This is a genomic window from Flavobacterium muglaense, from assembly GCF_014305155.1.
Taxonomy (GTDB): Bacteria; Bacteroidota; Bacteroidia; order Flavobacteriales; family Flavobacteriaceae; genus Flavobacterium; species Flavobacterium muglaense.
Genome location: NZ_JACRUK010000007.1, coordinates 99795 through 113361, shown reverse-complemented (window position 1 = coordinate 113361; position 13567 = coordinate 99795). Strand labels below are relative to the sequence as shown.

12 protein-coding genes and 1 pseudogene are annotated in these 13567 nt (G+C 34.1%); 8 read left to right on the top strand and 5 right to left on the bottom strand.

Annotated elements, in window-relative coordinates; genetic code table 11:
* Positions 1-79: 79 nt before the first annotated feature.
* The 7 genes and pseudogenes from H8R24_RS05325 to H8R24_RS05295 form a co-directional block, all read left to right on the top strand.
* Positions 80-676 (top strand): annotated as a pseudogene (locus tag H8R24_RS05325) (DUF1800 family protein); the annotation flags it as partial.
* A gap of 23 nt (positions 677-699) precedes the next feature.
* Entirely contained in the window at positions 700-1866 is a 1167-nt protein-coding gene (locus H8R24_RS05320) for a DUF1501 domain-containing protein (protein ID WP_187017424.1), read from the top strand.
* Between the two features lie 70 nt (positions 1867-1936).
* Complete coding sequence (locus H8R24_RS05315) at positions 1937-2833, top strand: EamA family transporter (RefSeq protein WP_187017425.1); 897 nt, start codon at positions 1937-1939, stop codon at positions 2831-2833.
* Positions 2834-2923: 90 nt separating this feature from the next.
* Complete coding sequence (locus tag H8R24_RS05310; protein WP_187017426.1) at positions 2924-3277, top strand: DoxX family protein; 354 nt, start codon at positions 2924-2926, stop codon at positions 3275-3277.
* 226 nt (positions 3278-3503) lie between these two features.
* A complete protein-coding gene (locus H8R24_RS05305; RefSeq protein WP_187017427.1) occupies positions 3504-3782 on the top strand; it encodes a DUF2805 domain-containing protein in 279 nt (92 codons plus the stop codon).
* A 119-nt stretch (positions 3783-3901) separates the two neighbouring features.
* Positions 3902-5764 carry a M61 family metallopeptidase gene (locus H8R24_RS05300; protein ID WP_187017428.1) on the top strand — a complete coding sequence of 621 codons (1863 nt, stop codon included), beginning with the start codon at positions 3902-3904 and terminating at the stop codon, positions 5762-5764.
* Between the two features lie 126 nt (positions 5765-5890).
* Complete coding sequence (locus H8R24_RS05295) at positions 5891-6601, top strand: DUF4369 domain-containing protein (protein WP_187017429.1); 711 nt, start codon at positions 5891-5893, stop codon at positions 6599-6601.
* 85 nt (positions 6602-6686) lie between these two features.
* On the opposite strand, the gene H8R24_RS05290 is transcribed toward H8R24_RS05295, so the two are convergent.
* A complete protein-coding gene (locus H8R24_RS05290) occupies positions 6687-9104 on the bottom strand; it encodes a TonB-dependent receptor domain-containing protein (RefSeq protein ID WP_187017430.1) in 2418 nt (805 codons plus the stop codon).
* A gap of 302 nt (positions 9105-9406) precedes the next feature.
* On the opposite strand from H8R24_RS05290, the gene argS reads away from it, so the two are divergent.
* Entirely contained in the window at positions 9407-11185 is a 1779-nt protein-coding gene (argS, locus tag H8R24_RS05285; RefSeq protein WP_187017431.1) for an arginine--tRNA ligase, read from the top strand.
* Positions 11186-11252: 67 nt separating this feature from the next.
* Here the strand turns inward: argS and H8R24_RS05280 are convergent, their stop codons facing one another.
* The 4 genes from H8R24_RS05280 to H8R24_RS05265 are packed head-to-tail and all read right to left on the bottom strand — an operon-like array spanning position 11253 to position 13554.
* Positions 11253-11798 carry a YceI family protein gene (locus H8R24_RS05280; RefSeq protein ID WP_187017432.1) on the bottom strand — a complete coding sequence of 182 codons (546 nt, stop codon included), beginning with the start codon at positions 11796-11798 and terminating at the stop codon, positions 11253-11255.
* Between the two features lie 6 nt (positions 11799-11804).
* Positions 11805-12236 (bottom strand): c-type cytochrome, encoded by a 432-nt coding sequence (locus H8R24_RS05275; protein ID WP_187017433.1) that lies wholly within the window; start codon positions 12234-12236, stop codon positions 11805-11807.
* A 52-nt stretch (positions 12237-12288) separates the two neighbouring features.
* Positions 12289-13155, bottom strand: coding sequence for a DUF5777 family beta-barrel protein (locus tag H8R24_RS05270; RefSeq protein WP_187017434.1), 867 nt, complete (start codon positions 13153-13155; stop codon positions 12289-12291).
* Positions 13156-13554, bottom strand: a complete 399-nt coding sequence (locus H8R24_RS05265; RefSeq protein WP_187017435.1) for an OB-fold protein — start codon at positions 13552-13554, stop codon at positions 13156-13158. It abuts the gene before it with no gap.
* Between the last annotated feature and the right edge of the window lie 13 nt (positions 13555-13567).

Below are 13567 nucleotides of genomic sequence, written 5' to 3'. Positions count from 1 at the left end.
AATTGAAGACTAGCAACCGTGCAGACTTTAAGTCTGCTAACCAAATCTATGGACTTTCAGTCCATAGTGGTTTAGTTATGATCATCCAAAGGAAGAGTTGGTTGTCTATTATGGAGATTATTTTCGAAAAGTAAACTTTGAGTTTCAGCCTTTATTAATGAAAATTTTTACCGAAGAATGGGATAAAAAAACAGCTGGCTCTAAGATCAAAAACCCACTAGAATTTAGCTTACAATTGATTAACGAGTTGCAATTGGACGTAATTAATGGTAAGCCAATTGTGAATTTCTTGAAACAACAAAGCATGGATTTGTTCAATCAACCCAATGTGAAAGGTTGGGAAGGTGGGAAATCCTGGTTAACGACTCAAATTTATTTGCAACGCGCTAGTATTGCTGATGGATATTGCCAAGGACGCATTTTTAATAGATCACAAATGGAAGGCAGCAAGCGGGGACAAAATAAAACCGTGTCCTTGCATTGGCAAAAAGGAAAAAACAAAGCCATCATTAGTGAATTGACAGCACGTTTACTATTTGACGTAAGTCCAGAATCTCAAAAAGACTTTGAAAGCTTATTAAAATATGATTTTGATCCCAATGCACCCAATGCTGATCAAGCGGTTTTGCGATTGTTTAACGCCATCATCAAAGAACCTGAATTTCAATTAATCTAGTTTCCACCTCTAATACTTAAATAATGAACAGAAGAAATTTTTTATCGTTGACGGGTACTTTTACAGGTGGATCGTTGTTATTGCCTGATTTTCTATTCTCTTTTAGCAAGCAAGAAAACCTAGTTGTTGGAGAACAATGTGTGGTCTTTGTACAATTGAACGGCGGTAACGACGGCTTGAATACGTACATACCGTACCTGGATCCTTTGTATTATGAAATGCGTCCTAAAATTGCTATTTCGAAAGATGATGTAATTGCAGGAAACAAAGAGATGGCATTTCATCCGGCTTTAAAAGGCTTTGCGCAAATGCAACAAAACGGACATTTAGCGGTGATTCAAAACGTGGGTTATCCGGAGCCTGTGCGCTCGCATTTTAGAAGTCAAGAAATTTGGCAAACAGCATCAGACTCAAATCAGTATATTAATGATGGTTGGCTTGGGCGGTATTTAGATTTACAATGTACTGAGCACACCCCTACGGCGGGTATTAATATTGACAATATTGATAATTTATCTTTGCGAGGCGAAGAGCCAAACTCGATTACTATAAAAGATCCTGAGAAATTTAAAGTTAAAAACGGCAAGGAAGAAAACACGATATTATCGACCAATCCAGAGTTAGACTTTGTTCGGAAAATCGCTAACTCGGCTGTTGAAGGATCTGAGCAAATCCAGAACGCTTTGGCGAAAGCCACTTCCGAAGCTTCTTATCCCAAAACAAGTTTGGGAAAAAACCTCGCTTGGATAGGGCGATTGATAAAAGGAAATTTGAATTCGAAAGTGTATTATACTTCGTTGGGCGGTTTTGATACGCATGACAATCAGCTTTCGATTCATAAAAATAGATTATCTGAGCTGGATGATGCTTTATTTAGCTTTTATACTGATTTGAAAGATGCTAAGCTATTAGAAAACGTTACGGTGGTTGTTTTTTCAGAATTTGGACGTAGGGTAAAAGACAATGGAAACGGTACTGATCATGGAACTGCAGCGCCTATGTTTATCATTGGAGGGAATAATAAAGGAAATACCATTGGTATTAACCCTAATTTATCCGACTTACAACAAGGCGATTTGAAGCATCAAATTGACTTTAGGAGCGTGTATGCTACTTTGTTGCAAGAAAAATTAAGTTTTGATTATGCTAAAATCGGAATTAAAAATCAATACTTAAAAGGTTTGTTTTAAAAATAAAACAGTCTGTAGCGCTTTTTCATAACTAAAAACTATCTTTGCCCGCTATAAAAAAATTAAAAGAATGTTTGAGAATAAGGTTTTAAAAGGGGTGTTGCTAGTAGGATTTGGAGCAACGAGTTATGGAATGTTGGCCACGTTTGTCAAAATGGCTTATATGGAAGGGTATACAACTGCCGAGGTGACGACTTCACAATTTATATTAGGAATCATAGGGATATTAATCATCAATTTATTCCAAAAAAATAAAAACAAAGACAAGGTTGTCAAAGCGACTAAGAAAAATATTTTTAATCTAATGCTAGCAGGAACTTCTTTAGGAATGACTAGCGTTTTTTATTATTTGGCTGTAAAGTACATTCCGGTTTCTATTGGGATTGTGTTATTGATGCAAACTGTTTGGATGGGCGTTTTACTAGAAATGATTTTAGAGAAAAAAATTCCTTCGACTCAAAAAATCGTATCGGTTGTGATTGTGTTGGTAGGGACCGTACTAGCTACTAATTTAATAAACAATGAAATACAGCTGGATTGGCATGGTATCATGTGGGGTTTCTTGGCGGCAGCTTCATTTACTACCACTATGTTTACGGCTAATAGAGTTGCAACAGGAATTTCATCTGCACAACGTAGTTTGTATATGTTGCTTGGTGGTGCAATAATTGTGTTTTCGTTTTCGATTATGACTCAAACCACGCCTTTTAATTTTGCTATATTTTTAAAATGGGGAATTGTTTTATCGCTGTTCGGAACTATAATTCCACCCCTATTGATGAACGCAGGTTTTCCGCTTACTGGAATTGGTTTAGGAAGTATTGTTTCGGCGCTAGAACTGCCTGTTTCTGTCATGATGGCCTATTTTTTATTAAATGAAAACGTAATCTTAGTGCAATGGATCGGCATCATTTTGATTATTTTGGCTATTGTTTTGATGAATATTAAGTTTAAAACGTCAAAATGATATTAAAAATGGTAATATACTGAGCTATTAAAGTTATTTATAAAAAATATTGTTAATTTAGCAGTAGAAATACCTCAAATTTATCAATTTATGAATTCATCTTGGCACCTTTATTTTATGGCCTTGGTTTATATAATTGCTGGTTTAAATCATTTTAGAACTCCCAAGTTGTATAAAAAGATTATTCCGCCTTATTTACCAAATCCATGTCTTTTGAATCAGTTGAGTGGGATTGCCGAGATTGTTCTAGGGATAGCTTTGTTTATTCCGGAGCTTCGTCCTTATGCGGCTTGGGGTGTAATTGCATTATTAATAGCGGTTTTTCCAACACATGTTTATATGTTCCAAAATAAAAAAGCAAGTATGGGATTGCCCAAAGTGGTTTTACTGCTCAGAATGCCTTTGCAACTCGTATTGATATATTGGGCTTATTTGTATACCTAAAGTTTATGGATTTTAGTGTAAAAGGCTTGCTTACTGAGCTTTGTTTTTTACTGATTTTATTTTCTAATAAAAAGGCGCGAAATAGCACTAATTAAAGTTTTTTTGGAAGTCATTAAAAAAATATCTCATTTTCATACGAACTAATTATTATTTTTATTAATATTGGTATATTATTTAGAATCAATTATATTAATCATAAAAACAAAATTGAATTAATTTTCACGTGATGAAAAAGAGTAACCGAAAAGAATTGACCTGGGATGAAACAGAAAAACTTGTTGCATTGGCTTTAGAAGAAAAAAATCCTTTTGAAATTATTAAAAAAGAATTTGGTCTTGCCGAGAAAGAAGTTTTGGAGATCATGAAAAAAAAGATGCCCGCTGAGAAATTTGAAATGTGGAAAAAGAGAGCTGTAGCGAACAAGCCTAAGCCAAAACCAATTAAAATTGATGATTTTGATGAAGATTTAGATGGAAAATATTATATAAAAAATAAATTGGATTAGTCCAATGCAGGAAACACTCTTTTTAGGGTGTTTTTTTTGTTCGAAATTGAAGCAGAAATGCGCAGCAGATTGTAACATTACAGACAAAGCAGCGACTTATTATCAAAATCCAATTAAAAATGAAAAAAATACTTTTTGCTTTTACCGTAGCTTCTGTGCTATTGGGATGTAAAACAGCAAGTTCGACGGTTGCAGCTAGCGCAAATCAAACTATTGATGTAGCTATAAAATTGACAGATATTAAAGATGATAAGGTACTGGTGGTTGTAAATGCCCCGGCTATCAAAACAGATATGGTTACGTATCATATCCCAAAAACAGTTCCTGGAACGTACTCTGAGGATAATTATGGTCGTTATATTGATGACTTGAAAGCCTTTGATGCAAGCGGAAATTTACTAGTAGTAAAAAAAACAGATGATAATTCTTGGTCTATCGCTAAAGCAAAAACCTTGAAGAGAATTACGTATTTAGTAAACGACTCATTCGATACTGAAAAAGGATCTAAATTTGGTACAGACGATATCTTTTCGCCTGCAGGATCTAATATTGATGCTGGGAAAAACGTAATGTTAAACACCCATTGTTTCGTGGGTTATTTTTCTGATTTTATGTCGGTTCCTTATAAATTAACGGTACAGCACGCTGCAGATATGTGGGGAGCAACTTCAATGGCAGACATGGATGCTAGTGATACAATTGATGTTTTTACAACTTCTCGTTATGCGGAATTAGTGGAGAATCCTATTATGTATGCTAAGCCAGATCACACTTCATTTGTGGTAGATGGAATGGAAATTAACATTGCAGTATATTCACCAACTGGAAAAGTGACTGCCGAAAGTATTACGTCTGAAATGAAGACAATGATGACGGCACAAAAGAATTTTTTAGGGAAAATAAACACTACTAAAAAATACAGTGTATTGTTGTATTTGTCGACTATGACTGATACGGATGCCAAAGGTTTTGGAGCATTAGAACATCCTACTGCAACTACGGTTGTCTTGCCAGAGGTAATGCCAAAAGAAGAATTGATTAAATCGATGATGGATGTGGTGTCTCATGAGTTTTTTCATATTGTAACGCCATTGACAATTCACTCTAAAGAAATTCAATATTTTGATTATAACGCGCCAAAAATGTCAGAGCATTTATGGATGTACGAAGGGGTAACCGAATATTTTGCTAATTTATTCCAAATCAATCAAGGTTTAATTACCGAAGATGATTTTTACGATCGTCTTTCGGACCAAATTGTGCGTTCAAAAGCAATGAACGATACGATGTCATTTACTACTATGAGTAAAAATGTGTTGGTAGAACCTTATAAAGAACAGTATACTAATGTGTATCAAAAAGGGTCTTTAATTGGGATGTGCTTGGATATTATTATTAGAGAAAAAAGCAATGGAGAAAGAGGTATTCTTGATTTAATGCACAAACTAGCGGCAGAATATGGTGTTTCGAAACCATTTAATGACGAAGAACTTTTTGCTAGAATCACTGCGCTAACTTATCCAGAAGTAGGTGAGTTTCTTACAACTTATGTAGCGGGTACAACTCCTATTCCTTATGAAACTTATTTTGCAAAAGTAGGTGTGTCATTGGCTTCAGAGAAAACGCCAGGAAATGTGTTTTTGAAAGGACAAAAGCCATACATTACAGTTAATCCTGAAACTAAAGAAATTGTAGTAATTCCTCAAATTGAGTTAAATGAATTTTATACTGCTTTAGATCTTAAGGGAGGTGATGTTATCGAGTCTATAAACGATAAGCCATACTCATTAGACAATATCTATGATATGATTGGTGAATCTCAAAAATGGAAAGAGGATGATACGATTGCAGTTAAAATAAAACGCAATGGTGTAGCGCAAGTGTTAAAGGGAAAAGTAAAATTTCCGTATGAAGAAAAAGAAGTTGTAAAAGCTACTGACGCTAGTAAAGCAACATTAAAAGAAGCTTGGTTGAAAGGTTAATTTTATATAATAGTACAAAAAGATCCCAGTCTAGCAATAGGCTGGGATTTTTTTATCAAATTACCAGAATTTAAACTCGGCTGTTTCCAACAATTTTCTTTATTTTGCAGCAAAATTATAAAACCAATGAAAAAAACAATTCTTGCAATCGTTTCACTAGCACTTCTAGTGTCATGCAATAAAAAAGAATCTAAAGAAAATGTTCACATTACCGGGAACATTAAAGGACTTAAAACAGGAACCTTATACATCCAAAGAATTGTGGATTCTGCTCTGGTTGCTATCGATACTATAAAAATGGACGGAAGCTCAACGTTTACAAGTGATCTCGATTTAAAATCGCCAGAGATTTTATACTTGTTTCTTGATAGAGGAGTGACTAATTCATTAGACAATAATATTACGTTTTTTGCGGAACCTGGAAATATTAATATTGAAACCACGCTTGATTCGTACCTTGGGGATGCTAAAATTACAGGTTCTAAAAATCAAGAGTTATTGGAAGATTATAAAAAAATTAATTCTAGATTTAAAGATGAGAATTTAACTTTGATCGAGCAAAAATTTAATGCTATCAAAAGAAAAAATACTAAAGCAATCGATAGTTTAAGCTTAAAGCAAGATTCAAACATTAAAAGAAAGTATTTGTACGCAACTAATTTTGCTATCAACAATAGAGATTATGAAGTAGCGCCTTATATTGCTTTATCTGAGATTTACGATATCAATATTAAATATTTAGATACTATTCAAAAATCAATGAGCCCAAAAGTAGCGCAATCTCTTTACGGTAAAAAATTGACTGAATATGTTGCTTCAATAAAAGCACAGAAATAGGTATTCATTAGATCGAGTGCTTTTTTTAAAATACAAAACCCGGACGTGTAGTTCCGGGTTTTGTGTTTTTAGTATGTAGGTGTATTTACAATAAGCCGCCGCCACCTTGGCTTTCGTTATTGTCTCTTTGCTTTCTTTGGTTAGCTTTGTTTTTACCAGATCCAAAACGGTAATTGAATCCTAGGTAAACGGTTTGGCTTTCCCAGTTAAATTGTCCGTTGGAAGGATAAGGGCGGTCTCCTTCAAAAGCAAATTTCATTGTCTTGAAAATATCGCTAAAACGAGCGCTAATAGTTCCGCTTCCTTTTAAGATGTTGTAACTGCTTCCAATATCCATTTTCCACATGGCTGATCTGTTGAATTGTAAACTCAAATCACGTCCTCGATACATGGCAAATAATTGAAAACGAAGGTCTTTTGTCGCTTTAAATGTATTGTTGATACGAGCGTTAAAGGTATTGGCATCAACTTCCACAAATTCATAGTTGCCTGGTGTGCTTTCAATAGTTCCTTTTACTTTTTTCTGGTACGCATCGATACTCACATTGGCTGACCACCATTTTTTGAAATCTAAATTTCCAGATACTTCAACTCCATACGCATTGTTATTGCTGAAATTGGCATACGATAAGATTTGCTTGTTCGGATTGTCTGGATTGGTAAAAATTACTCGGGTAATTTCGTCCTCGATTCGTCTGTAGAAAATCCCTGAAGTAATAGAACCAATTTTTGTTTTTCGTGTATAATTGATTTCATAAGAGTTCGTAAACTGCGGAATAAGGTCTGGATTTCCTTGTGAGTCTAGCGTTGCAGTACTCCATTCTCTAATCGGGTTTACCTGTCCAATGCTTGGTCGATCTACTCTTCGAGAAAAACTTAGATTAAAAGAGTTGCTTTCGCTAGGATTATAAGTCAAGAAAGTAGAAGGGTATAGGTTTAATAAATCATCCTGAAAAGTTCCATCTGTTTTTGACACTTCTTTGAATAATGCAGTTACCTTGTATTTCTCTAATCGAGCTCCTGCTTGAAAACTCCATTTTTTCCATTGCTTGCCTAAAGTAACATAAGCCGAAGAAATGTTTCGATCATAGTTAAAGTTTGAATTAGGATTGCGGTCTCTTAATAAGCTATTAGCTGTTGACTCGTCTCTGTGCTCTAGTCCTAATTCTAGTTTAATGGTTTCAGTAAGCGGATTTACATAATCAAGATTGATGATGCTGTTTTTGCCTATTGTACTAACATCATTTGTAAAACTGCTGGTCAAAGCGCCACTGTCTCGGTTGAAGTTGGAATAAACAGCGTTTTCTGGACCGTCATTTTTATTGTAATTCATTTCTAACTCTAAACTGTGTCCTTCTTTTTTGAAGTTTATTTTATAATCAAAATTGTAGGTTTCAGAATGTTCCTTGTTGGCATTCGTAAAAAGTTGAACTAGATCATCCGTTGTGTTGTTTCTGTAATCCACATCTGTACTCGCTTTTCCTGTCCCATTGTAAAAACTTTGATTGGTATAAAACGAAAGGGTGTTTTTGTCATTGATGTTAAAATCAAAACCTACTTTGGCTAAATGTGATGTGTTGTTGTTAATGAAAGTAAATAATTGATCGTTTTCTTTATTGGTCTCTTCACTTTTTATAAAACCACTGTTGGATTGTCTACCGGTGTTCAAACCGTAATTTCCATAAAAATTAAACTTCCCGCTGCGGTAATTAAGGTCGAAAGAAGAATTTAATTTTGGTGTCTTTCCAAAAGTAACTCCATTGTTAATACTTCCGTTAAAGCCTATTTTGCTGTTTTTATTTAAAACAATATTGATGATTCCGCTCATTCCTTCCGGATTGTATTTTGCCGAAGGATTGGTGATCAGTTCAATTTGCTTAATTGAAGAAGACGGAATTTGTTGTAGTAATTGAGAAGCATCGATATTCGAAGGTTTTCCGTCAATTAGTACGCGTACATTCGAGTTTCCTCTAAGGCTAATTGCATTTGTTTGTGGATCAACGCTTACAGAGGGAATGTTATTCATGATTTCTCCAGCAGTTGCTCCTGCCGATATTAAATCTTTACCTACGTTGATGATTTTACGATCAATTTTTTGTTCGATCGTTGATTTTTCACTCACAATGTTTACACCTTTTAGCTCAATTGCATCTTCCTCAATAGTGATGGTGTTGAGGTTTATTGATTTATTGGTAGTTGTGAGGTTAATTGCTTTTGAAACCGTTTTGTAACCAATAAATTGAAATTCGACAGTGTAGTTTTTTAAGTCTAAATTCTTGATATTAAAAGTTCCGTTGTCTGCGGTGATGCCTCCGGTGACGAATTTATCGCCTTCTTTAATAATGACATTGACATAAGATAGGGGTTCGTTGGTCTTCTTGTCAATGACTTTTCCAGTGACTGTGCCTGGGTTTTCAATAAGATTGATTTTGGTTGCAGTTTGTGCTTGCATCGAAACAATTGTTGCGAAGAAACAGACTAAAATTAATTTTAGTGCTTTCATGATTGTTGATTTTTGATTAAAAATTTGATTGATGATGACGCAAAGGTATTCTTTAATTTTAAATAGTATGCATAACACAGTACTATTTTTAAAAAACCTTTTAAATTTTATTTATTTTGATGATAAAACCTACTCTATAGACGCTTAAATCTTAAAAAGGTTACAGATATTGGCTTAAAAAATGTTTGTAGGTGGTTGGTGTGTGGTTAAGTTGTTGTTTTTCAGGGTTTAATATAGTTGGTTTTCAATTTTCAATTTGCGTTCATTATAACTATATTTGCAGTCTTAAATAAAATTTAAAAATGACATTATCACAAATTCTTACCCCTTCAATTGAGAAAGCTATTCAGGCTTTATTTAGCGTAACTATTGACAAAGTAGAATTTCAAACGACTCGGAAAGATTTTGAAGGAGATATTACTATGGTTATTTTTCCGCTTTTAAAAGTGGTAAAAAGCAATCCCGTAGAATTAGGAAACAAGATTGGTAACTATTTAGTCGAAAACCTAGCCGAAGTCGACCGTTTTAATGTGGTTTCGGGCTTTTTAAATATTGTAATTTCAGATGCATATTATCTTAATTTCTTCAATGAAATTAGAAATAACGAGCAGTTTGGTTTTGTAACTCCTGCGGCAGATGCTAAAGCTGTTATGGTCGAATATTCTTCACCAAACACTAATAAACCGTTGCATTTAGGTCACGTTCGTAATAATCTTTTAGGTTATTCTGTTGCCGAAATTATTAAGGCGTCAGGAAAAAAAGTGTATAAAACTCAAATCATTAATGATAGAGGGATTCATATTTGTAAATCCATGTTGGCTTGGCAAAAATTTGGTAACGGAGAAACTCCGGAATCAACTGGTCAAAAAGGAGATAAGTTAGTTGGGAATTATTATGTAGCTTTTGATAAAGCTTACAAACAAGAAATAGCTCAGTTAATGAGTGAAGGAAAAACCGAAGATGAAGCTAAAAAGCAATCGCCAATTATCCTTGAAGCACAAGAAATGCTACAAAAATGGGAAGCTGGAGACGAAGCTGTTATTGCACTTTGGAAAAAAATGAATCAATGGGTTTATGATGGTTTTGCAATTACCTATAAAAACTTAGGCGTTGATTTTGATAAATATTATTACGAAAGCAATACCTATTTGCTAGGGAAAGATGTGGTAAACATTGGACTCGAAAAAGGAATTTTCGAACAAGACCCTGACGGTTCAGTATGGATTGATTTGACTGATGAAGGTTTAGATCGTAAAATTGTATTGCGTTCAGATGGGACTGCGGTTTACATGACTCAGGATATTGGTACTGCAATTCAGCGCGTAAAAGATATGCCAGATGTAGGCGGAATGGTTTATACCGTAGGAAACGAGCAAGATTATCACTTTAAAGTGTTGTTCTTAATCTTGAAAAAATTAGGTTTTGATTGGGCATCAAGCTTGTATCATTTATCATACGGAATGGTGGATTTACCTTCTGGAAAAATGAAAAGCCGTGAAGGAACTGTTGTGGATGCTGATGATTTGATGAATGAAATGGTTGCTACTGCGCAGAAAATCGCCGAAGATTTAGGGAAATTAGAAAGCTATTCGATAGAAGAAAAAGCTAATTTATACAATACAATCGGGTTAGGTGCTTTGAAATATTATATTCTAAAAGTAGATCCTAAAAAACGCATCCTTTTTAATCCTGAAGAATCAGTTGATTTTGCTGGGAATACGGGTCCATTTATTCAGTATACGTATGCGAGAATCCAGTCTATTATTCGAAAAGCAAATTTTGATTTTTCTAATAATTCACAAGCGACCGTGCTGCATGAAAAAGAAAAAGAATTGCTAAAACAAATAGAGTTGTTTCCAGAAGTGATTCAAAACGCTGCTCATAATCATAGCCCTGCGTTGCTCGCTAATTTTACTTATGATTTAGTTCGTGAGTACAATTCATTTTATCAAGCCGTGCCTATTTTAGGAGAAGAGGATTTGGATAAAAAAACATTCAGAGTCCAACTTTCTAAAAAAGTAGCCGACACCATTGCTGCTTCTTTCAAATTATTAGGAATAAATGTTCCGGAGAGAATGTAACTTTTAATATTGTGTACAAAAAAACGACTTCAATTTGAAGTCGCTTTTTTAACTAAACCTGCAGTTTTTATTGCGTTTCTAAGTTGAAATTTATTCTAGTGTCTATGTTTTTTGCAATTTTATCTTTTACTAAACTTGGTATTTCAATGCCGTAGTCTTGTGGTTTTATGTCAAAATTTGCGGTGGTATTTAATTTTCCTCCAGTTAGAATTAGATTTATTTTGGTTTTAATTTTCTTCGTGATACCATGTATTGTTAAATCTCCTTCCAGCTCATAAGTAGTCGAAGCAGTTGATAGTTTTTTAGCATCAAAATTTAAAATTTTTCCTTTAAAAGTAGCCTTAGGAAAAAGATTTGATTCCATGTAGTTCTCATTAAAATGTTCTTCCATCAATGGGGCTTTAAACTTAAACGATTTAATTAAAACCAAAGCTGCAAAATCACCAGTTGCTTCGTCTAGAATACAAGATACAGTACTATTTGTTGCTTTAATTTCCTCAAAACTAGGAATGGAAGCTTCAAAGGTTATTTTACCGTTGCGGGTTATCATTTTTTGTGAGAATACAGTAGTTCCTATTAACAAAAGGGCGAATATAATAATTGTTTTTTTCATCTTATTTTATTGTAAGTAACCTTGGGTTTTCCAAAGTAGAATTAAGTCAATGTTTGCTTGTGGCATCTTTCCTGCTGGAGGCATTGTTTTGCAACCATTTGCTTGTATTGTGCAAACTAACTTTCCTGTACTTGCTGCATTTTTAACTTGAGTATAGGTAGTTAAAGTAGGTGCTTGACCACCATTACCATGACAAGCAGTACAGTTTGCACTAATAATTGGTTGTACATCTGCAGTGTATGTTTTACTTGTTGTCGGTGTCGGTGTCGGTGTCGGTGTCGGCGTTGGCGTTGGCGTTGGTGTCGGCGTTGGCGTTGGTGTTGGTGTTGGCGTTTCGGTAGCATCGGGTTGTTCAATGTCACTATAAGTGTTCGCTTCGCAGGCATAGAATAAAAAACTAGCTAAAGCTGCGACTAGTAAAATTGTTGTTTTTTTCATAATAGATTATTTGTTATTGTTATTACTCAGGTCAATTATAATTTTTAGGGGATTAAAATACTCTATACATATTAAAACCAAAATAAATTCCTTTATTGAATTTTCCAGTGGCATTAGTGAAAAGGGAGACGTCGTTCATTGCTTGACTATTTGAAAATACCAATTGAAATACGTGACCTCCAGTTTCTATGTCTAAACCTGCAGTCATTGGGTTTTGAAATTTGTTTGTCATATAACCATCAATTGCATTTAATCGCATGTCATATTCAAGATTTAGGCTTAGTCTTTTTGTTAATTTGTAACGTGCTCCATAGCCTAGTAGTGCTAAATCGGCATATTCGGTTGTGTTATCATATAGATTTTTATGAGTATAAATTGTGGCTAATTCTAAGGATAGGGATTGGGTTACTTTTCTAGAAATAAGCAATTGGGCCGAGTAAGCTAAACGATTTGAGAATTTCAAGGAAGGATAATTAGTTTTGTCAAGCTCAGTATTGATATCAAATGTATTGTATCCAGCTATGGTAACAGGGAAGCCGTTTTCCATTTGCTTAGCAAAACGATATTTAAAGGCCGTTTCATAATTTTTTTGAAACGTATGTCTTGAAACTCCAATGGATAACCAGTCGGTTAGTCCGTATATACCTCCAATTTTTGTATTAGCATTATCTAGACCAAAAAAGTTGTTTATTCCTTCGGTCAAATCACCAAAGCGATGTGTGATTAACATGTAAAATTCGCCTTTTGCAGGTAGTTTTGTTGATTGTAAATTGCAGATTTGAAGCGCTTTGAAGGTGTAAGGGGTAGCTTCTTTTTTTGTAGATTTTACATCTAATTGTCCAAGTAAATCGTCTTGTGCTGTTATAGTTTGAATAGAAAAAAGTAAAACAAAACAACTTAATATTTTTTGTATTTTCATTTATAGTGATTTTTTAATTATGATACATTGATCAATCTTTACCTCTTCCATTAAATCATCATATCCTATAACTCTTCCTTTAAGGGATATTAGTTGGTCGATCTCGATATTTGTTTGTGGATTTTTAAGATTGCAAATAACAGTTTTGTCAATTGTAATTTGAGTGGGAGTTAATGCAGTTACAATACCTGTTATGGCAATTGGTTTTTCAAGATACTTTTTATTAGAGTCATCAATATTAGTATTAAATTCAATTGTTATATCTTTTGCTGTAACGGTATAAGCAGATTCCTCTGCGCTTAAATCTCTCGCTCCTGCATGCATTATGTAATAATAAGTTGATAGTCCAATGAGGAGCAAAATTGTTATTGCGATTATTATTCTTTTGAGTTTTTTCATAAAAAAAAATATT